Below are 21715 nucleotides of genomic sequence, written 5' to 3'. Positions count from 1 at the left end.
GGGAGACATAAGCTCTTTTTTCATACTTTGGAGGAGAATGAAAAAGTTAGGGCTATCTGATTGTTGAGCTAGATAAGCACAAAAGCTGAAGTGAATTTTTAATTGACTAAAGCGTTGTGCTTATCTATATTTCTTACTATAACGGGTAATTATGAAGAAACTGTGACTGAATTTGCATAGATGTTTGAAACTTAACTAAAGAAAAATTTAAGGCGGAAAAATACTGTCTAGCATGGTATCCTAATAGTAGGATTAAACCAGATTGAGGTGAAGTAGATGACAACGATATTAGCTTTGGTGAAATCATCTAAAGCATTAGCAAAATTGCAAAAACAATTGCCTGCTGGGATTAAATTAATTACCGCAGCGGAAGCATCTGCAGCTGATTTAGCACAGGTTACCATTCTTTTAGGTTGGGGGCCATTAGGCAAAGAAATACTTGAATTGCCAGAATCACAATTGCAATGGATCCAAGTGATTTCTGCTGGTGTAGATGCACTACCTTTAACTGAATTAAAAAAGCGCGAAATTCTATTAAGTAATACTAGTGGTATCCATGCACAAGCTATTGCAGAATCTGTATTGGGAATGTTGTTGGCACATGTTCGGGGCCTGCAAACGGCAATAAGCCAACAAGCACAGGCACACTGGCAAACATTGCCACATAAACAATTAACGACGCTAACTGGTAAAAAAATGTTAATCTACGGCACAGGCCACATTGGTCAACGAATTGCTGCATTAGCACAAGCATTAGGAATGGAAACTGCTGGTGTTAACCGTAGTGGTCATGCAGCAGCACATTTTACTGCAACTTATTCAATGGCGACGGCACAAGCTGCTGTACAGCAAGCCGATGTGATTGTCAATGTGATGCCGCTAACTACAACCACTAATCAGTTCTTTAACGCTGACTTCTTTGCACAGTTACAGACACAACCGATTTTTATTAATGTTGGCCGTGGTGCCTCAGTTGATACGACTGCATTATTGCGTGCGCTTCAAAGTGGTCAAATCAGCTATGCTGCTTTAGATGTGGTGGATCCAGAACCACTACCACCTACACATCCGCTTTGGCAACAAGAAAATCTTTTGTTGACACCGCACATCTCGGGGATTTTTGATGGTTATATGCAGCAAGTTAACCAGATTTTCTTGCCTAATCTGCACCAATTCTTAGAAAATGGAAAACTTGTCCAAAATCAAGTTGATTTAACACGGGGCTATTAACTAGGTAATTCAGAAAGTTATCTTGGCTTTTCAGAAAAATATATGCCATTATTTTTTAAAATGTGTTAAACTAAAACAGTAAAAGTACAACCGTATTCGTGTTGTAATATAAATTAGGAGGACTCAATTTATGTCATTAGTACGTGGTACTGAACTATTTGCTGCTGCACGTAAGGGTCATTATGCAATTGGCGCGTTCAATACAAATAACTTGGAATGGACACGGGCAATTTTAGGCGCTTCTCAAGAATTAAACTTGCCAGTTTTGATTCAAACTTCTATGGGTGCTGCAAAGTACATGGGTGGCTATGAACTTTGCCAACAATTAGTTGAAGCGACTATCAAGAGCATGAACATTACCGTTCCAGTGGTTATGCACTTAGACCACGGTAATTTTGAAGCTGCTAAAGCTGCAATTGCTGCAGGATACAACTCCGTTATGTTTGATGGTCATGATTTGCCATTTGATGAAAACTTAGAAAAGACTAAAGAAATTGTTGCTTTAGCACATTCTAAAGGCATTTCTGTCGAAGCCGAAGTTGGTTCTATCGGCGGCACTGAAGACGGTGTTACTGGTGAAGGTGAATTAGCTAGTGTTGACGAAGCTAAACAATTAGCTGCTACTGGCATTGATTATTTAGCTGCTGGCATTGGTAACATTCATGGTCAATACCCAGCTAACTGGAAAGGCTTGAACTTCGATCGTTTGAAGGAAATTGCTGATGCAGTTGAACAGCCATTAGTACTACATGGTGGTTCAGGTATTCCACAAGATCAAGTTGAAAAAGCTATTTCAATGGGTGTTGCTAAATTGAACATTAACACTGAATGTCAATTAGCTTTTGCTAAAGCAACTCGCCAATACATTGAAGCTGGCAAAGACAAAGTTGGTAAAGGCTTTGACCCACGTAAATTATTGTTGCCAGGTACAAATGCTATCAAAGATACTGTTAAAGAAATTGATGGCTGGATGGGTACACGTCCTGTTAAAATGGTCCCAGAAGAACTATAATTACAGCTTAAATGCTGACTTTCAAAAACGACGGCAAACTATTGCCGCCGTTTTTTTATGCTATCAGTAACACTCGTGAATTTTCATAGATTAAGATTGCGAAAATTATTTTTATGTAGTAGTTTGGATTTAAGACAAGCGCAATCTTAAGGAGTGAATGAAGTGACTGTTAGTATCATGCAAACTGTTGAAAATTGTTATCCTGAGTTATCCCGCCAAGAGCGTAAGGTTGCTTTAAAAGTGATGCAATCTCCTGAAGAAATTCAGGGGATGAGTATCAGTCGATTAGCGAAAAGTATTAAGGTCAGTAACGCCACCATCACACGTTTTGTTAAAAAAATGCACTGTAAAAATTTTTCGGAATTCAAACTACTACTAGCTAAAACACCAGCCACGGCAACTTTACCTACAAGAGGAACCATTGCGGATGATGTCTATACATTCTATCAAAAAGTTTTACAGGCAACACAAGAACTATTAGACCCTGATGTTTTGAAACAAATTGTCTCCTTAATTCAAAAAAATCAACGCATTTATCTTTTTGGCTTAGGAAGTTCAGGCTACACCGCTAATGAAATGGCGCAGCGATTGTTGCGGATGGGAATTACGGCTTTTGCAGTAACGGATAGTCACATGATGTACATAACAAGTGGCATTATGCGGCATGGCGACATGATTTTAGTACTATCCACCTCTGGAAACACACAGGAGGTTAACCAAGCAGCTAAGGTAGCGCAACAAAATCAAGCTCAAGTTGTTGCCATTACAGGATTCCAACACAGCCCGTTAATTGAGCTCAGTGATTTAGCTGTGGTGGTTAAAAACAGTAATTTTGTCGATAACAGCCGGTTTGTTAATTCGCAATTTGCGCTAACCTATGTATTGGATATTATGACCACCATGTTGCTTGAAAATGACACCTACCGGACCAAAATGGATCAAACGGTAGAGCTGATAATGAATAATAAGCTGAAAACAAAGTGAAAAGACTTTTGCGGTTGCTTTCCAGGTACACGGATGGTGGCAGTCGGCTTTAAAAACTGGTATAGTTTAATTAACTTAAAAACAAGAAGGCCTAGATATGAAGCACAAAACAAGTAGTTGTACGGCAATTTTAGTCGGTAAGAAAGCGTCAATTGATGGGTCAACCATGATTGCACGTGATGAAGACGGCTATAGCGGCATTAACCCGAAAAAATTTGTTGTTAACCCAGCAAAAGATTACACTGGTGAAACTTTTGTTTCCAAGTACAGCGGTGTTAAAATTCCGTTAACTGGAAAGGGGTGCCGTTTTACCGCAACGCCTAATGGTTTAAAAGATGAAGGCCGTTGGGATGAACAGGGGATTAATGAATATAATGTGGCCATGAGTGCCACAGAAACGGAGTTGACTAATCCGCGGATGCTAGGTCACGATCCCTTAGTGGAAGATGGCATTAACGAAGATGCAATGGTTTATTTGGTTTTACCATTTATAAAAACAGCACGCGAAGGGGTTGCTCGTTTAGGCCAATTGATTGAAAAGTATGGCACTGGTGAATCCAACGGCATTGCGTTTAGCGATCATGATGAAGTTTGGTATTTAGAAACAGTGGGTGGCCATCATTGGGCAGCACAGCGGATTCCTGATGATGCTTATGCCATTTGCCCTAACATTACTTGCATTGAAGAAATTGATTTTAATGATCAGGCTAATTTCATGTATGCCAGTGATCTCAAAAGCTTTGCAGAAAAGTATCACTTAAATCCTAATCCAGATCATTTTAATTTTAGAAAGATCTTCGGTACGCAGGATGAAGCAGATGCTTATTACAACACCCCTCGGGCTTGGTATGGGCAAAAATTGTTTACACCGTCAGTGACACAAGAACCGACTAGTCAGGACATTCCATTTATCCAAAAACCAGAGCGGCAAATATCACCAGAGGACATTCAATTTTTCTTGGCTTCTCATTATAATGGCACCGTATATGATCCTTTCAATACATCAGCTTCTGGTAATGAAAAGGAACAAAAGATGTTTCGCTCAATTGCCCTGGATAGAAACCAAAGCTCGTGTATTTTACAAATTCGGAATGACGTACCAGCTGAATATGCAGCCATTCAATGGGTGAAATTTGGTTTTTATGCTTACAGTGCGGCAGTGCCTTTCTTCACTAACATTGAAGATACCCCGGAAAACTACAAGATTGCAGGTAAGGATGTTTCAACCGCTAGTGCTTATTGGCTAAATAAAGCATTGGCAGTATTGGTAGAACCTAAATATCATCAATTTATTTATCAAATCAATGGTTTCCGTGATGATTGCCAAAGCTATGCAATTCAGCGTGTTGAATACATTACTAAAGCTGCTAAAGGACTGACTGGTGAAAAATTAACCCGTTTCTTAACTGATGAAAACAACAAAACTGCTGCGGAAATTACTAAACGGACCAAAGCATTGATGAGTGATTTAGTTAAACAATCATTATTGAGCTCCAACTATCAGTTTGAACGTGGCGATAATCTGTAAATGATCGTTTTAACGAAGTGAAATATCGTGTATACTGAATTATAGAAGATTTAGGCAATGGCGCCTAGCATATTAATGCTAGGCGCTTATTTTTTTAAAGGAGTGGGATTAAGATGCAATTATATACTAAAACCGGTGATCAGGGCATGACCAAATTAATTGGTGGTAGTCAGGTGAGTAAAGATTCGGACCGCGTTCAAGCCTATGGGACCATCGATGAATTGAATACGTGGGTAGGGCTTTGTGTTGCTGACTTTAATGGAAATTTCAAGCATTTAGCAGACGAATTGCAACAACTACAACAATTTTTATTTGACTTAGGCACGGATTTAGCAAATCCAGAATTAACCCTGCAGCAAATGAGATTAAATAAACAAGCAGTTGATTGGCTTGAAAGCAAAATCGATTATTATCAAGACATTCCACCTGCAGTAACACATTTCATTCTACCAGGAGGCAGCAAAGCAGCAGCTTTACTACAAGTGTGTCGTACTATTACACGCCGCGCTGAGCGTAAAATGGTTACATTAAATTGGACTGCAACATTGCCTCCAGTGTTACTACAATTTATTAATCGGTTGTCAGATTATTTCTATGCTTTAGCTCGTTTTGCAAATTTTAAAAAGGGCGTCAAAGATGTTTATTACGAGAAAGGACGTTCAGTATTTAAAAACTAATAGACAATGAAAGCGTTACATGTTATAGTGTGATTGATAAATGAATATAAGCACTTTATAAAATGGAATCTTGGTGAAAATCCAAAACGGTCCCGCCACTGTGATTAGCTTTTTGCTATAAGTCAGATCTTTTTTATAAAGATGTTCGTGCGCATGTTATTTCGATGTAAAATGACATGCTTTTAGTATTCTTTATCAGTAAATACAATGATGTGTTTACGGATATCAAACAATGGGGTTTGATTTTACCATAGTGAAGCCACTCACTATGGTTTTTTATTTAGTACATTAATTGTTTGTATCCTGAATTATTCACGCTTAAGCCTGAGTCAGCACTAAGTACCAGTAACTTAAGCTTTGTCCGTTTTTCTCAGTACACCTTTTAAATGCATTAAAAGAACCTCATTTCTGTTATAGTTAAATTGTGAAACATAACCATAGAAAAGCGGTTTAATTTTAACGCCTAATTCCGGGTCGATCACACTGGTGGTGGGACCCGTAAAATTTAAGGCTTAAATTAGGCCTTAGTGGTTGTGTGCGCCAAAAAATCGGCTAAAGCGCTCAGCTTTTATGGTATGAATAATTCAGAATAATAGTGCTTTATTAAAGATGATAAGTAATAATTTTAACGTTTATATTTGATTTGTAGACGTTAATATTAAAATATGTTGAGCAAAATTAACCTAACTATACTGGTCAATGAGAAATGAAAATTGAGCTCGCTTTTTATATTTCCAGCGTAATAATTAGAAATTTCAGGAAGAAATGTTGAATTATCAAAGAATTCAAGATGTTAAGTAAAGAAGAGCTAACCCAGGTAAATGGTGGGAAATATTATGGCAATGGTGTTTCGTGTAGTAAGCATTCTTGCTCGGTTGACTGGGGTAAAGCTTTGACTTGTACCATTAATAATGGTGCAATGGCTTGGACCACAGGTGGTCACCAAGGAAATCATAAATGCTAAATTTAAGAAAAAAGCCTGCCCTTATCTTATTTTCAACAATACAAAAAAGAAGGGAGTGTGATGATGAGTAAACTTAGCCAACAACAAATTAAAAAACAAGCACTTAATTTATTCACTGATTTACGGTCATCCTTACAACGGCATAATGCGCCTGAACGCTATCAATATGTGCTAAATATTCTTAATACAGGAATTGATAAAGTTACGCACAAGCAACAAACACCTGAACGTGAAGCCCGTGCGGTTTATGCCAACATTGCTAGCCAAGCATTTGCCGATCAGCTGCATTTTGATGCTGAAGAAAATAAAATTTTAGCTGCCATCAATCAATTAGCCCATTCTCAAGGTGATTGGGGTGAATTTAATATGCTTAGTACTAGTAACATGTGGCCTAGCAATTAATTTTACCGGAAAAGGAAAACCACAAATGTTTAAAAGTCTATATATGCCTGAATTATTCACACTTAAATCTAAATGAACGTTAACTGATCAATGCAAGCCACAATTACTTTTAGCAGTGCATCTTTTAAGGGTAATAAAAGAGGCCCATTTCTGTTCGGTCGACTGGTCCATGTCGGGCGTAAACTGCGCCTGAAACTAAGTAGCTATCAGGTCAAACAAGCGCTGCTTTATTAAGTGTTGGCCAAGATTTAAGCCATCAAGTGGTCCCACTAGGTGGTGGGACCGTAAAATTTAAGGCTTAAATTGAGCCTTAGTGGCTGCGTGCGCCCAAAAATCGGATAAAGCGCTCCGCTTTTAAAGTATGAATAATTCAGGTTGTATGATTAATAATTATAAATTATGATTGACAAATCTATTTGTAAGCGCTAAATTAGATATGTAAACAATAATAATTCGTACAACGGTGTGCGTGAAGAAAAAAGCAAAGCAGCTTTTAAGCAATATTTGTATTGCCTAAAAGCTGCTTTTTTGTTATTTGCGTTTTAAATAAACCATGATAAAAGAGGGGGTTAATAGTGAACAAAATTCGTTTTAAAACAGAAATTTGGTCGGGTGATAATGCATTAAATGCGCTTGAGACAATCAATCAACAACATATCTTTATTGTAACGGATCCTTTTATGGTTGAATCCGGTAAGATAGAGTCAATTACTGCAAAATTAACAGACCAAAATGAACTCAAGATTTTTTCAGACATTGTACCAGATCCGCCCATTAACAAAATTATTTCTGGTATGACCGCACTAAATGAATTTAATGCTACGATGGTAATTGCTGTTGGTGGCGGTTCTGCAATTGATGCTGCTAAAGCAATGAAGTTTTTTGCGCAACGTGTTTTTAAAAAGCAGGAAACTATTACCTTTATTGCGGTACCAACAACCAGTGGTACCGGTTCTGAAGTCACTAATTTTTCAGTATTGACAGATGCTGAAGCAGGGGTTAAATATCCCTTAGTGACAGATGATATCTTGCCACAAGTGGCACTTTTAGATGCTAATTTAGTAAAAACGGCACCGCAAAATATTACGGCAGATACTGGTATGGACGTTTTAACACATTGTTTAGAAGCCTATGTTTCAATAAATGCCACCGATTTTTCTGATTCTTTTGCAGAAAAAGCATTTCAATTAGTGTTTGAAAATATTGAAAAAGTCAGTCGAAATGGTGATGATTTGTCAGCACGTCAGAAAATGCATCATGCTTCTTGTTTAGCGGGGATGGCATTTAATTTAGCTAATTTAGGGTTGAATCATGGCATTGCTCATGCTGCAGGCGCTAAATTTCACATTCCACATGGCCGATTGAATACGATTTTATTACCCCAAATTATCAAATACAATGCTAATTTAGAAAATGATCTAAATAGTACTGCGGCGCAAAAATATAGCCATTTAGCTAAATTGATCGGCTTATCGGCTTCTAATCCGCGTATTGGTATTAGAAGTTTAACTAATGCGATTTGTCAGTTAAGGAAAAAATTAAACATGCCGGATTCTTTTCACAATTATGGATTAACTAAAGAAACCTTTAACCACTATAAAAATGATATTGCCCAAGCAGCATTACGGGATGGGACAACTAAATCTAATCCACGCAAGCCAAATAAAGAAGATGTTTTAAGCATATTAGATGCAAGTTTTGGTTAAATTGACAGTGTTAATCATGCCACTTTATAATTCAAAGTTGTAATCGCTTTTAAATGACTGTCATTTAATTCTTACAGAGTAAAAGAAGGCGACTAAACTGGATGCTAAACAACGTATAATTCAGGAATCTGTACCAGGTAAGCAGGTTACTCTGGCACACATTATTGCTCATCCTGGGTCTGACATCTATTGTAAATTAGGATTGTCGCAAAAAGATGGTGCTGCTTTAGGGATCTTAACCATTACCCCAAGCGAAGCATCAATTATAGCAGCAGATATTGCTGTTAAAGCCGGTGATATTAAGCTTGGCTTTCTTGATCGTTTCAGCGGCTCTTTAGTTGTTATCGGTGAGATTAGTTCTGTTGAAAGTGCGGTGAAACAAGTAACAATTGGTTTAGAACGCATTCTTCATTTTTCTGTAACACCGGCGATTACCTATACTTAAGGATAAAGAGGAGTGGCCATAATGAGTGCAAAATTAGTTATTGTTGATGATGAACCGATTACCAGAATAGATATTCGTGATATTGTTGAGCAAGCGGGCTATCATGTTAGTGGAGAAGCAGGAGATGGTTTTGAGGCGATTGAAGTCTGCCAACAAAAAAAGCCAGATTTAGTGATTATGGATATCCGGATGCCGTTACTTAATGGCTTAAAAGCGGGTAAAAAAATTATGGCTGATGGTTTGACAGCAGGCATTATTTATTTGTCAGCATATAGTGACCGCAGTGATATGAAATCAGCGAATAATATTGGGGCCGTTGGCTACTTAGTAAAGCCCTTAGCCGAGCGTTCTTTGTTAACAACAATTGAAGTTGGATTAGAGCAGAGTCGGCGTAACAAATTACTAGCTGAAAAGATGGAGAAGTTGAGCACTAAGCTGGAACAAAGAAAAGTAATTGAACGAGCAAAAGGCGTTTTAATGGAAGAAAATCAATTATCAGAGGATGCCGCGTATAAAATGTTACGTAAACTTAGTATGACGAAACGTTGTCCGATGAATGATTTAGCCGAATTAATTGTGATGAATGCCTGATGCAAACGTTAAAAAAGCTAGTTGAGAAATATTCAGATCTTACCTTACCAATGATTGAGCGTCTAACAGAAGAAGCGGAAAGCATCAAAACTAATCGTGCCTTTCAGAGGTTTGATGTTTTTATTGATATTCGCAATGAATATACTAATCAAGCTGTTGTTGTGTATCACCAAAAGCCTCAAGTGGGACAATCACTTTACCAACATACTGTTGTTGGTAAAAAAGCGTTGCAAATTAATGAACCCGGTGTCTTTCACGCATTGGAAACTGGCTTGCCTTCATTAGGTCTACTAGCAGAAACACAGGAAAATAAATTAATCCGCCAGCGAATTTATCCGATTAAATTTAAGGAACAAATTATTGGTGTGACTATTGTTGAATCTGATGTTTCTGGTAATATTTTAAATTCGTTTCGTGGTAAGGATGCTAATGGCCGTTACCATGATTTGTCGTCCACTATCCAATTATTCGGCCGTTTGGATTTAGCGGTAACTGATCAATTAGTTGATGCTATTTTAATTTTTAATGAGTCTGGCAAATTAGTTTTAACCAATAAAGCAGCAATTAAGCTATACCAACGTTTAGGTTACCTAGAAAATATTATCGGTTTAGATTACGACAATTTATCATTGGATGGCGCAACATTTAAACAGACCATTAATGAATTAGCGCAAATGGGGCGAGAAAACAAATTTGTTAAAAAGAAAAAATTACAGTATTTAGATAGTTATTTTACACTTCGAAAGTTATGGAATGGGGACAATCATCAGTTAATTATTTTAATTCAAGATATAACTGAAATAAAACGTAAAGAAGCTGAGATTATTTCAAAATCAGTTGCAATTCGCGAAATTAATCATCGCGTGAAAAATAATTTGCAATCAGTTATTTCTTTACTGCGTATTCAGCAACGTCGCTTGAAAGAACCGCAATTAAAAAAAGCTTTAAATAGCAGCATTAGCCGCATTATGGCAATTGCTTCCACATATGAATTACTAGCAAAGCAAGTGAGCGATGATACTAATTTAGCATCCGTGCTTAGTCTATTAGTTTCACATTTTAAACAATTAAATGATACTGAAAAAATTACGGTACAAACCAATATAGATCCTCAAATTATGATTGATAGTGACCGAATTGTAACAGTATCAATTATTGTAAATGAATTGCTGCAAAACATTGTTGACCATGCCTTTCCGGCGGATAAAGCGGGAAAGATTAAGATAAAAGGTGTGATTGATCACGGTATCATTACAATTAGCGTGATTGATAATGGCAGCGGCTTTTCTGTTAAACAAATTTCTTCAGATAGTTTAGGGTTAACGATTGTCCGTAGTTATGTCACGGATAAATTACAAGGTAAATTAGCAATTGATTCCAGTGATACTGGAACGAAAATTGAATTCTCGTTTAATAATTAAATAAAGGATAACAAAGGCGTTATCCAAGCGGCAGGGGAGCCCAAATGATGCAAGGTATTTTAAAGTACATTGTGTTAATTTGGGTTCTTTTTTAGTAAAGAAGGTGATCGATTGGAAAATAATACGATTCTAAGCGTGGGTATAGACCTGGGGACATCCACCACGCAATTAGTTTTGTCACGATTAACTATCAAGAATTTTGCATCTGCTTTTTCAGTACCACGCATTAATATTTCAAAAAAAGAGGTTATCTATAAAAGTGACATTATTTTTACGCCATTACTAAACCAGCAGACGATTGATGCAGCAGTCATTAAAAAATTTGTCACTCAGCAATATGAAAAAGCTGGTATTAATAAAACAGCTATTCAAATGGGGGCTGTGATCATCACAGGTGAAACGGCCCGCAAAGATAATGCTAATGCTGTAACGGAAGCACTCAGTGGTTATGCAGGAGATTTTGTTGTTGCAACAGCTGGGCCAGATCTAGAAAGTATTATTGCAGGTAAAGGTGCGGGAACAAATATCACTTCAAAAGACAAACATCAGTTAGCTGTTAATTTGGATATTGGTGGAGGAACTTCCAATTTGGTTGTTTTTGATGGTTTAGACGTGATTGATACTGCTTGTTTTGATATTGGTGGTCGTTTGATCAAAGTTGAAAAGAAAACCGGCAAGATCAATTATATTGCACCCAAAATTGAAAAACTCATTACTGAGCTAAAACTAGATATCTCATATGGCACTACGGCTTCGCCACAACTTTTAGCCCCTATTATTCAAATATTGGTTCAAGTTTTGGAAAATAGTGTTGGCATTGGGACCAAGAGCCCCTATTACGATATGTTGGTCGCTAATCATGGTTTACATTTAAACCCAAATATCCCATTGGTGACTTTTTCAGGGGGTGTTGCGGATTGTTTAAATGAAAACTTGCCAACAGATATTTTTAAATATGGTGATATTGGATTGCTCTTAGGCTACGCCCTAAGAAATTCCCAAATCTACCGTGATAAGCAGGTTGCGACATCCTTAGAAACAATTCGTGCTACCGTGGTTGGCGCTGGCTCGCATACAACTGATGTATCTGGCAGCACAATTTCATTTACTCAAGGCATATTACCTTTACGCAACTTACCTATTTTAAAAATGGCTAGACAGGATGAACAGGGAGATACGGCTGAATTAGCTGAACAAATCACAAAAAAGATTAAATGGTATCAAGTGGAAAATGAGCTGCATAATGTTGTATTAGCTTTTAATGGCCTTAAAAATCCAAAATTTAGCGATATTCAGCGTTATGCGGAAGGGATTACCATAGGGGCCAAAACATTAATTGAAAAACAAGAGCCACTGATCATTATTGTACATGAAGACATGGCCAAAGCTTTGGGTCACAGTCTTTATGCACAACTACCACCTAAGTATCCATTTGTTTGTATTGACAGTGTCAAAGTAGAAAATGGTGATTACATCGATTTAGGGGAACCAGTTGCAGATAATAGTGTTCTACCCGTTATTGTAAAGACGTTAATTTTTGGATAATAAAATTCAACATGAAAAGAAGGGATAGCGTATGATTTTAAAAACTAAGTTATTTAATCAGCTCTATCAGTTTAAGTCAGTTAAAGAAGTTTTGGCGAAAGCCAATGAGCTGAAATCTGGTGATGAGTTAGCTGGTGTTGTAGCTGAGGATGCTAAGGAACGTGTCGCAGCTAAAGTTGTTTTAGCACAATTAACATTAGAAGATCTGTATAATAACCCAGTCGTCCCATATGAGGAAGATGAAGTGACGAGAATTATTATTGATGGGGTTAATCAAAAAATCTATTCAGAAATTAAAAATTGGACTGTTTCGGATTTACGTGAATGGTTACTTGATAGTCAAACAACTGATCATGAAATTCAACGCATTCGTAGAGGATTAACTTCTGAAATGGCAGCTGCAGTAACTAAATTGATGACGAATATGGATTTAATTGTTGCTGCTAAAAAAATTAATATTGAAAAAACGGCTAACACAACAATCGGCCGGCCGGGCACCTTTTCTTCGCGTCTACAGACCAATCATCCTAGTGACAACATTGATGGCATTATGGCAGGCATCATGGAAGGAGTCAGCATGGGAATTGGTGATGCTGTAATTGGGCTAAACCCTAATGATGATTCGGTGGATAGTGTTTCTAAAATTTTGACGAAATTTGAAGAATTTCGTTCTCAATGGCAGATTCCAACGCAATGTGCAGTGCTAGCACATGTCACTACTCAGATGGAAGCTATTCGTCGCGGTGCACCGGCTGGTTTAATCTTCCAGTCGATAGCTGGATCAGAAAAAGGTAATACCGCATTTGGGATTAATGCCGAGATGCTCTCCGAAGCATATGAACTGGGGTTACACCAAGGGCAGGCTGCTGGTCCCAATGTGATGTATTTCGAAACAGGGGAAGGATCAGAGCTTTCTGCAGAAGCAAATTTTGGTGCAGATGAGTTAACCATGGAATCACGTTGCTATGGCTTTGCAAAAAAATTTGATCCTTTTATTGTCAATACGGTTGTTGGTTTTATCGGTCCAGAGTATCTATACAATTCAAAACAAGTTACCCGTGCAGGTTTAGAAGATCATTTTATGGGGAAATTACAAGGAATTTCTATGGGTTGTGATGTTTGCTACACCAACCATATGAAAGCAGATCAGAATGACGCTGAAGACTTAACAGTTTTATTAGCTGCCGCAGGGTGCAATTATATTATGGGTATTCCGCATGGTGATGATGTGATGCTAAACTATCAAACAACTGGTTTTCAGGAAACTGCTACAGTACGCGAAGTTTTTGGTTACCATCCAATCAGAGAATTTGAACAATGGATGGAAGAAATGGGACTCAGTCATAATGGTCGGTTAACGGATCGCGCCGGCGATGCTTCAATCTTTTTAAATTAAGCAAAGAAGGTGAAAATCAATGGATGAACAAGAGTTAAAAAATATGGTTAAAAATATTTTAACTGAGATGACTAACCAAGAGAAAAATACAGAAAGTCAATCGAAAGATAGTGAATCAATAACTAATGAGGATAGCGATCAAGTTTTAGATGATATTACTAAGATTGATCTCAGAAAACAATTTTTAGTGCCGCATCCTCACGATCGTGAAGGTTATTTAAAAATGAAATCGTTCACGCCTGCACGTCTAGGAATGTGGCGTAGCGGTACAAGATATAAAACAGCTTCTGTATTACGTTTTCGCGCGGACCATGCAGCTGCTCAAGATGCTGTTTTTTCAGATGTAGATCCCAAATTGCCAAAATCAATGGGATTTATTATGACTCAAACGACTTGTCAAACAAAGGATGAGTACATTACACGTCCAGATCGTGGTCGTAAATTCACAGATGAAATGGTCAGTAAGATTCGGTCACATACACAAAAACATCCCAAAATCCAAATGATTGTTGGGGATGGTTTGAGCTCAGCTGCAATTGAAGCTAATGTTCGTGAAATTATTCCGGCAATCAAGCAAGGACTTAAAGTATACGGCTTAGATTTTGATGAGTCTAATGTGATTTTTGTCAAATACTGCCGTGTGGGCGCTGAAGATCATATTGGCGAAATTACTGATGCCGATGTCGTTTGTTTACTAGTTGGTGAACGTCCTGGACTTGTTACAGCAAAATCAATGAGTGCTTACATTGCTTACCGTCCGACACGCGGTATGCCGGAAGCAAGACGAACAGTTGTATCTAATATTCATGATGGTGGTTTACCTGCTGTTGAAGCAGGTGCTTACATTGCTGAATTATTAGATAAAATGTTGCGCTTGAAAAAATCTGGTATTGATCTTAAAACAGTTGATAACGAAACCAAGTAGGGAGGATAAACAGTGAAAAAAGATGTGATTAAAGCAACCGTTTTAAGCACAAAGATCATTCCGAATGTTGATCCAGCTTTAGCACACGCACTACAACTGCCTACATACGTGAAGAGTCTTGGCTTAATCACGACAGATAGTGATGATGTCACTTATGTTGCATTGGATGAAGCAACTAAAGTAGCTGATGTAGAAGTTGTATACGCGAAAAGCTTATATGCCGGTGCTGCTAATGCTTCAACTAAATTAGCAGGAGAAATCATCGGTATTCTAGGAGGACCTAGTCCCGCAGAAATTCGTAGTGGTTTAGAAATGGCGGTTCAGGTAGTGGAATCAGAAGCTCATTTTATTAGTGCCAATGAGGACAACAGTATTATCTATTTTGCACATACAATTTCAAGGACTGGTAGTTATTTATCAAAGGCAGTAAACAGTTCGGTTGGTACAGCAATTGCCTATTTAATTGCACCACCACTTGAGTCAATTTACGGACTTGATGCTGCTATGAAAGCTGCTGATGTTGCAATGGGCGTCATGTACAATCCGCCTTCAGAAACTAACTTTGGGGGTGCTTTGTTAACAGGCAGTCAATCGGCATGTCGCGCAGCTTGTGATGCCTTTGCGCAAGCGGTGGAAAATATTGCTGATGCACCATTAGCATATTGAATTCGCTAAAGATCAAACGGCAGGATGTGATGTAATTGTCCAATGTGATTAGTTTAGGGTTAATTGAAGTACATGGTTATGTCGGTGCTGTAGCCGTAGCAGATGTTGGGCTAAAGGCTGCCATGGTGCATTTACACGGAATTATGCGTACTCGCGGTGGTTTGGAAACAGTTATGTTTGTTGGAGAGGTCGCAGAAGTGACAGCCGCAGTCGATGCTGGGCGAACAATTGCTTCACAATTACATTGCTTATTGAGCAGTGATGTTATTGCTAGGCTTGATCAGCAATTGATGTTTTTCAGATCTAAAGCCAAAAAGGAACAGGTTAAAACAATTGCGCCTAAGAACGAAAAAACATCAAGCACACAGCAAAGTACATTAGATCAAAATAAAGTAGATAAACAAAAGCAGTTTAAAGTGCCGACAAAACAATACAAAACTGATGCATTAACTTTAAGACACAAACTTGAGCGGATGCGCTTAACTGAACTTAAAAAGAGAGCCAAAAAAATGAAAATAAAATTACCTAATAAAACAATTGCTAAAGCAACAAAGCGGCAGCTTATTGCGGCCATGATGCGGGAATTTACACGGAGGGATGTTAATTGAAATTAGAAGATCAAGACTTGATCTCAATTCAAGAAGTTCGTCGGCTTTTAAAACAGGCAAAAAAAGCACAACAAGAATTTAGCCATTTCTCACAAAATCAGATTGATTCGATTTGTGCAGCCATCGCGGATGCAGGAGAACAAGCTAGTGTAAAGCTAGCTAAAATGGCTCAAGAAGAAACAGGATTTGGTAAGTGGCAGGATAAGGTTACAAAAAATGTTTTTGCTTCTAAAGCTGTTTACGAAAAGTATAAAGATTTAAAAACAGTGGGTGTTTTACAAGAACATCAAGCAGAAAAAGTTATGGATATTGCAGTGCCAATGGGGGTTATCGCAGGGCTGATTCCATCAACAAATCCCACCTCTTCAATTTTTTACAAAGCACTAATTGCAGTTAAAGCTGGTAATGGCATTGTTTTTTCACCACATCCTAACGCTTTAAAGGCAATTTTAGAAGCTGTGCAAATTGTAAGTGATGCTGCAACACAAGCAGGCGCGCCAAAAGGGCTTATTTCCTGCATGACGGTGCCAACACTACCAGGTACACAAGAATTAATGCAAAATGACATGACTAATCTGATTTTAGCTACAGGTGGGGGTGCAATGGTTCATGCTGCTTATTCATCAGGAACGCCAGCATTAGGTGTAGGTCCTGGTAACGGTCCAGCTTTTATCGAAAAGAGTGCGAATGTTAGACATGCTGTCAGTCGAATTATCGATTCTCAAACTTTCGATAATGGTACCATTTGTGCTTCGGAACAATCAATTATTGTAGAGTCTGTTAATAAAAAGGAGGTGAAAGCAGAACTAAAAGCACAAGGTGCTTACTTTATGGATGAAACAGAGGTTGCTAAATTATCTCAATTTATTTTACGTGCTAATGGCACAATGAATCCACAAATTGTAGGTAAATCAGTACAAGCAATTGCTGATTTAGCTGATCTAAATGTTCCAGAAGCGACTAAAGTATTGATAGCACCTGATAATGTTGAAAATGTTGGACCAAATGATCCTTACGCACGCGAAAAATTAGCACCAATTTTAGCTTATTTTGAAGTACCCGATGTCAATGCAGCTGAGCAGCTCGCACAAAAATTGTTATTAAACGAAGGTGCAGGTCACACTGCAATGATTCATACAGAAAATCAAGCAGTGGCTAGACACTATGCATTGAACGTGCCAACTTCAAGAATTCTCGTTAACACTGCGGGTTCATTAGGCGGTATTGGTGCAACTACCAATTTAAAGCCTGCATTAACTTTAGGTTGTGGTGCTGTTGGTGGTAGTGCTACTTCTGACAATATCAATCCACTTAATTTATTAAATTTACGGCGGGTTGCATATGGTATTCACGAAGTGGATGAAGTTCGCGTTTCAGAATCGTCATCAAATTCAGATTTAAGTCAAACAGGAGTAATTCCAGATTCGCTAGTTGATGCATTAGTAGATCAAGTTTTAGAAAAATTAAGTAATTAAAATTTAGGAGGAATTAATAATGTCAAATACAAATGCTTTAGGAATGATTGAAACAAAAGGTTTAGTGGGTTCTATTGAAGCGGCAGATGCGATGGTTAAAGCTGCCAATGTTACGCTAATCGGAAAAGAACAAATTGGTGCTGGTTTGGTAACAGTTATGGTACGTGGTGATGTTGGTGCTGTTAAAGCGGCAACAGATGCTGGTGCTGCTGCTTCTGAACGTGTTGGCGAATTAATCTCTGTCCATGTTATTCCACGACCACATACAGAAGTTGATGCTATTTTACCGCATATGTTAGGGGATAAAGCTAATTTAGCAAATGATTAATATTTGGGAGGAATGATTTAAATGAAGGTGTTGACGGAAATAGCAATGCGACAATTATGGCGGCAACACAAGCTTAAAAATAATTGTGCCATTGACTCAGATACAGTTTTAACACCTTCAGCACGTAGTTTTTTAAAGGAACGTGGCATTACATTAATCACTAAAGGGAAACCACAAGTTAATGTCCAAAAAATTAATGAAAGCTTTTATTGTTTTGAACCCAATAAAGATTTAAAAATCAATAAATTTTTTGCTTTTCAATATCAATTGAAAGCATTAGGTAATGACTGTATTGGTTTTACAGCTTATTTTCCACAGTGGCAATTAACACAACTGTTGGTAATGATTTTTCAATTAATAGAAATTCAACAAAATGATGTGACAAAAGAAATTAAATTTCAAAAAATTGATCTAATTCAACAGTGCCCTAGAAAGATTGAAAACAAAGTTTTGCTTAATTATTGGTTAAATAAATTGTTTTTAACTTTAGAACGACTTCAAGTTTCCTATTTAGCGTTAATTGATGAAGTACCACAATTTAAAGAAACAGATTTTGACCGTGCTTATTCAATGATTACAACCCAATTAACGGATTTTCTGTTAAATGTACAAAATCATTATTTACAAGGAGGTGTTAGAAATAGTTGATTTAGAAGAAATTGTCAATCGCGTTGTCACTAAGGTGAAAACAAAAATGTCATTTGAGATTGAAGCATCTGGGCGCCATGTTCATCTTGATCAATCAACACTTGATCGGTTATTTGGACCTGGATATCAATTAACACCCAAAAAGTGGCTTTCACAGCCAGAACAATATGCAAGCGAAGAACGCGTCACAGTTAAAGGGCCTAACGGTAAATTAACTAAAGTCGCTATCTTAGGCCCGGTACGAGAGCAAACACAGGTGGAAGTTTCGTTAACAGATGCGCGTGCACTGGGAATTGACGCGCCAATACGTGAAAGTGGGCATTTAGAGAATACGCCAGGTGTCATTCTTGAAAATGGTACTAAGTCCGTCGCATTAGGTATAGGAACCATTATTGCTCAACGTCATATCCATATGACACCACATGATGCCCAGTTGTTTAATGTTAAAAATGGTGAAATCGTACAGGTCCGTGCTAATGGGTTACGTCCATTAATCTTTGATTCAGTTGTGGTTCGTGTTAGTCAAAAGTATGCAACATATATGCATGTTGATTTTGATGAAGCAAATGCTTGTGGCCTGACTAAAGGCTTACGCGGCACAATTGTGAAAAGCAGTGATTGCCATGCAAACATATGAATTGGATGAATTGACGAAAAAGGTAACTGAACGTGTTTGGGAGTTACTAAGTAACCGTTCGTACACGGCCTTTGAGCTATCTCATCTGGCTTATACACCAGCTATTTTAGAGCAGTTAAAAAAATATAGTCAATTAGTCTTTTCTGCTTCAAAACAAGACATGACTACTGCTGATTTATTGTGTTTATCTGTACTATCGCAACAACAAATTTTAGCAGTCGCAAACTTACAAGAAATCGATTTAATTAGCTCGATTTGTGTTTCACGGTTATTGGCTGGACAGCCTGTACTTATTTGTCGCAATGTCACCATTTACCCTCATTTAGCTTATGGAGTTCGACAAAAACTACAGCAAGCCCAGAAGCAACTTACAAAGTATGGCGTAATGTTTGCTGATGATCCATTTTTACCGCATCTATTAAAAAACAAATTTGGAAAACCAGAAAAATTAAACGTTAAACCTGAGTTTATTACTGCTGATCATTTGATGGATTATGTCGTAAATGGTCGATTGATACTTTCTAACAATTCAGTATTAACACCTCTAGCGCGGGAATTTGCACATGAACAACAACTAATTAAAAGTAGGGATTCGAAATGGTAGTTGGTAAGGTGATCGGTAACTTATGGGCAACTAAAAAATATGATGAATTAAATGGCAGTAAATTTCTTTTAGTTGAAGTAGCGGACAAAATTAACGTAGAAAAAAAGATTATTCGACATTTAATTGCAATTGATCAAATTGGTGCTGGAATTTCGGAGAAAGTTTTAATTGCCGAAGGCTCTGCTGCACGGATGTTAAGTAAAAATCATGATTTGCCCATTGATGCGGCCATCATTGCAATTATTGATTCTGTTGAAAGTAACATGCCATAGAAAGGAGGTTATAATGACAATTAATGGGATTATTATGTACATTATGGTGTTCTTCATGCTTCTAGGTGCTCTGGATAAAATGCTTGGAAATCGTTTTGGTCTAGGAGAAAAATTTGAAGAAGGCATTATGGCAATGGGCTCATTGGCATTATCCATGGTGGGAATCATTATTTTAGCGCCAGTTTTAGCTAAAGTTTTATCTCCAGTCGTAGTGCCAGTCTATAAATTATTAGGCGCTGATCCGTCAATGTTTGCCACTAGTTTGATTGCCATTGATATGGGCGGTTTTCAACTTGCTCAACAGATGGCAACTAATACACAAGCAGGATTATTCTCTGGTGTGATCTTAGGATCAATGATGGGGCCAACCATTGTTTTCACAATTCCCGTTGCACTAGGTATTATCGAAAAAAAAGATCATCGTTTTTTAGCTACAGGAGTACTTTCGGGCATTATCACGATTCCACTAGGCTGTTTAGCGGGTGGTTTAGTGATGAAAATGTCAATTATAAGTATCCTAAAAAATCTAGTGCCAATTATATTATTTGCAGTGCTAATTGCATTAGGCCTGTGGTTTAAGCCAGAGGCAATGATCAAAGGATTCTCCGTTTTTGGCAAAATTATTATTATCGTTGGCACTTTTGGCTTAGCATTGGGTGCCATTCAATCGATGGTCGGTGTGACGGCTATTAAAGGCATCGGCGATGTTAGTGAAGGTATTCAAGTCGTTGGTAGTATTGCGCTTACCTTGGCTGGTGCATTTACATTGGTTTATGTCATTACAAAGCTGTTTAGTAAACCACTAGTAAAATTAGGTGAGTCGCTAGGAATGAATCAAACTGCAGCTGCAGGTTTAGTTGCAACACTAGCAAATAATATTCCGATGTTTGAAATGATGAAGGACATGGATAATCGCGGTAAAATTATTAACGTTGCATTTGCTGTTTCAGCTGCGTTTGTTTTTGGGGATCACTTAGGCTTCACAGCTGGTGTTGCGCAAAATATGATTTTTCCAATGATTGTTGGTAAATTAGTTGCTGGTGTGACTGCGATCGGTGTTGCGATGTTTATGGCTAATCGGTTGTTAAAGCAAGATGAAGTAGAAGGTGAAGTCAATGCATGAACCAAATATTAGTAAAGCTGATCTAGAAAAGGTTGTTCGCCAGCTCATTACTGAGCAGCTAACTAACCAGTCAAATAATAAAGATGGATTAGTTGCACTAGATTTGCCAACAATTAATGTAACGGCGGCTGATCGTCTTGATACAGGGAAGGCGACTGATCATGTTTACACCAAAGATTTGTTGACATTATCGGAAAGCCCTAGATTAGGTTGTGGTCTGATGGTAATGGCGCAAACGACATTTAAATGGCATTTAGATTATGATGAAATTGACTATGTTATCGAAGGGGAATTAAGCGTCATTGGGCCTCATGAGACAGTTACGGCAAAAGCTGGAGAAGTGATTTTTATTCCTAAAAATAGTCAAATTCAATTTTCAGTTGCTAAAAAAGCGCGTTTCCTGTATGTCACTTATCCGGCAGACTGGAATAGCAAGTAACCAAACATATATTCTAATTTTTCCTAAAATTAAATGGAAGTTTGTCAAATGGTGTTGAAGGATAGTTTCTATCCTTTGGAGATCTCCTC

24 protein-coding genes and 1 riboswitch are annotated in these 21715 nt (G+C 37.7%); all 24 genes read left to right on the top strand.

Going from position 1 to position 21715, the window contains the following annotated elements; genetic code table 11:
* Nucleotides 1-276 precede the first annotated feature (276 nt).
* The 24 genes from FC24_RS06805 to FC24_RS06690 all read left to right on the top strand — a co-directional run bounded on the left by FC24_RS06805 (nucleotide 277) and on the right by FC24_RS06690 (nucleotide 21626).
* Complete coding sequence (locus tag FC24_RS06805; RefSeq protein ID WP_057874141.1) at nucleotides 277-1230, top strand: NAD(P)-dependent oxidoreductase; 954 nt, start codon at nucleotides 277-279, stop codon at nucleotides 1228-1230.
* A 130-nt stretch (nucleotides 1231-1360) separates the two neighbouring features.
* The gene (gene fba, locus FC24_RS06800; protein WP_057874140.1) at nucleotides 1361-2242 is read left to right on the top strand and encodes a class II fructose-1,6-bisphosphate aldolase; all 882 of its coding nucleotides are present in this window, start codon (nucleotides 1361-1363) and stop codon (nucleotides 2240-2242) included.
* Nucleotides 2243-2419: 177 nt separating this feature from the next.
* Nucleotides 2420-3226, top strand: a complete 807-nt coding sequence (locus tag FC24_RS06795; protein ID WP_057874171.1) for a MurR/RpiR family transcriptional regulator — start codon at nucleotides 2420-2422, stop codon at nucleotides 3224-3226.
* A 97-nt stretch (nucleotides 3227-3323) separates the two neighbouring features.
* The gene (locus FC24_RS06790; RefSeq protein ID WP_057874139.1) at nucleotides 3324-4754 is read left to right on the top strand and encodes a C69 family dipeptidase; all 1431 of its coding nucleotides are present in this window, start codon (nucleotides 3324-3326) and stop codon (nucleotides 4752-4754) included.
* Between the two features lie 113 nt (nucleotides 4755-4867).
* Complete coding sequence (locus FC24_RS06785; RefSeq protein ID WP_057874138.1) at nucleotides 4868-5431, top strand: cob(I)yrinic acid a,c-diamide adenosyltransferase; 564 nt, start codon at nucleotides 4868-4870, stop codon at nucleotides 5429-5431.
* Nucleotides 5432-5469: 38 nt separating this feature from the next.
* A riboswitch (adenosylcobalamin (AdoCbl) riboswitch) is annotated at nucleotides 5470-5616 on the top strand.
* Nucleotides 5617-6221: 605 nt separating this feature from the next.
* Nucleotides 6222-6395, top strand: coding sequence for a leucocin A/sakacin P family class II bacteriocin (locus tag FC24_RS06780; RefSeq protein ID WP_420805253.1), 174 nt, complete (start codon nucleotides 6222-6224; stop codon nucleotides 6393-6395).
* 63 nt (nucleotides 6396-6458) lie between these two features.
* Complete coding sequence (locus tag FC24_RS06775; protein ID WP_057874170.1) at nucleotides 6459-6797, top strand: bacteriocin immunity protein; 339 nt, start codon at nucleotides 6459-6461, stop codon at nucleotides 6795-6797.
* A gap of 575 nt (nucleotides 6798-7372) precedes the next feature.
* A complete protein-coding gene (locus FC24_RS06770; protein WP_057874136.1) occupies nucleotides 7373-8503 on the top strand; it encodes a 1-propanol dehydrogenase PduQ in 1131 nt (376 codons plus the stop codon).
* Between the two features lie 97 nt (nucleotides 8504-8600).
* Nucleotides 8601-8948 (top strand): ethanolamine utilization microcompartment protein EutS, encoded by a 348-nt coding sequence (gene eutS / locus FC24_RS06765; protein WP_057874135.1) that lies wholly within the window; start codon nucleotides 8601-8603, stop codon nucleotides 8946-8948.
* Between the two features lie 21 nt (nucleotides 8949-8969).
* Entirely contained in the window at nucleotides 8970-9539 is a 570-nt protein-coding gene (locus tag FC24_RS06760; RefSeq protein WP_057874134.1) for an ANTAR domain-containing response regulator, read from the top strand.
* The gene (locus FC24_RS06755; protein WP_083485656.1) at nucleotides 9539-10960 is read left to right on the top strand and encodes a histidine kinase N-terminal domain-containing protein; all 1422 of its coding nucleotides are present in this window, start codon (nucleotides 9539-9541) and stop codon (nucleotides 10958-10960) included. Before FC24_RS06760 ends, FC24_RS06755 begins: the two co-directional genes overlap by 1 nt.
* A 111-nt stretch (nucleotides 10961-11071) precedes the next feature.
* A complete protein-coding gene (eutA, locus tag FC24_RS06750; RefSeq protein WP_057874132.1) occupies nucleotides 11072-12505 on the top strand; it encodes an ethanolamine ammonia-lyase reactivating factor EutA in 1434 nt (477 codons plus the stop codon).
* 31 nt (nucleotides 12506-12536) lie between these two features.
* On the top strand, nucleotides 12537-13901 hold the full coding sequence (locus tag FC24_RS06745; protein WP_057874131.1) for an ethanolamine ammonia-lyase subunit EutB: 1365 nt from the start codon (nucleotides 12537-12539) through the stop codon (nucleotides 13899-13901).
* 19 nt (nucleotides 13902-13920) lie between these two features.
* Entirely contained in the window at nucleotides 13921-14826 is a 906-nt protein-coding gene (gene eutC, locus FC24_RS06740; protein ID WP_057874130.1) for an ethanolamine ammonia-lyase subunit EutC, read from the top strand.
* A 12-nt stretch (nucleotides 14827-14838) separates the two neighbouring features.
* On the top strand, nucleotides 14839-15492 hold the full coding sequence (gene eutL / locus FC24_RS06735; RefSeq protein WP_057874129.1) for an ethanolamine utilization microcompartment protein EutL: 654 nt from the start codon (nucleotides 14839-14841) through the stop codon (nucleotides 15490-15492).
* A gap of 44 nt (nucleotides 15493-15536) precedes the next feature.
* Nucleotides 15537-16100 carry a BMC domain-containing protein gene (locus FC24_RS06730; RefSeq protein ID WP_235807337.1) on the top strand — a complete coding sequence of 188 codons (564 nt, stop codon included), beginning with the start codon at nucleotides 15537-15539 and terminating at the stop codon, nucleotides 16098-16100.
* Nucleotides 16097-17575 (top strand): acetaldehyde dehydrogenase (acetylating), encoded by a 1479-nt coding sequence (locus tag FC24_RS06725; protein ID WP_057874127.1) that lies wholly within the window; start codon nucleotides 16097-16099, stop codon nucleotides 17573-17575. Before FC24_RS06730 ends, FC24_RS06725 begins: the two co-directional genes overlap by 4 nt.
* Nucleotides 17576-17594: 19 nt before the next feature.
* Nucleotides 17595-17903, top strand: coding sequence for an ethanolamine utilization microcompartment protein EutM (eutM, locus tag FC24_RS06720; protein ID WP_057874126.1), 309 nt, complete (start codon nucleotides 17595-17597; stop codon nucleotides 17901-17903).
* Between the two features lie 21 nt (nucleotides 17904-17924).
* The gene (locus FC24_RS06715; RefSeq protein ID WP_057874125.1) at nucleotides 17925-18551 is read left to right on the top strand and encodes a hypothetical protein; all 627 of its coding nucleotides are present in this window, start codon (nucleotides 17925-17927) and stop codon (nucleotides 18549-18551) included.
* 46 nt (nucleotides 18552-18597) lie between these two features.
* Nucleotides 18598-19188: a phosphate propanoyltransferase gene (gene pduL / locus FC24_RS06710; protein WP_235807335.1), complete on the top strand. Its 591-nt coding sequence runs from the start codon at nucleotides 18598-18600 to the stop codon at nucleotides 19186-19188.
* A complete protein-coding gene (locus FC24_RS06705) occupies nucleotides 19175-19792 on the top strand; it encodes a hypothetical protein (RefSeq protein WP_057874123.1) in 618 nt (205 codons plus the stop codon). Before pduL ends, FC24_RS06705 begins: the two co-directional genes overlap by 14 nt.
* Nucleotides 19786-20064 carry a EutN/CcmL family microcompartment protein gene (locus FC24_RS06700; RefSeq protein WP_057874122.1) on the top strand — a complete coding sequence of 93 codons (279 nt, stop codon included), beginning with the start codon at nucleotides 19786-19788 and terminating at the stop codon, nucleotides 20062-20064. The genes FC24_RS06705 and FC24_RS06700 overlap by 7 nt, the downstream gene beginning before the upstream one ends.
* Nucleotides 20065-20077: 13 nt before the next feature.
* A complete protein-coding gene (gene eutH, locus FC24_RS06695) occupies nucleotides 20078-21187 on the top strand; it encodes an ethanolamine utilization protein EutH (RefSeq protein ID WP_057874121.1) in 1110 nt (369 codons plus the stop codon).
* Nucleotides 21180-21626, top strand: coding sequence for a cupin domain-containing protein (locus FC24_RS06690; protein ID WP_057874120.1), 447 nt, complete (start codon nucleotides 21180-21182; stop codon nucleotides 21624-21626). The genes eutH and FC24_RS06690 overlap by 8 nt, the downstream gene beginning before the upstream one ends.
* Nucleotides 21627-21715 lie beyond the last annotated feature (89 nt).

Source organism: Loigolactobacillus rennini DSM 20253 (genome assembly GCF_001436505.1).
GTDB lineage: Bacteria > Bacillota > Bacilli > Lactobacillales > Lactobacillaceae > Loigolactobacillus > Loigolactobacillus rennini.
Note: the sequence above shows the minus strand (reverse complement) of the source record. Positions and strands in the feature narration are given on the sequence as shown.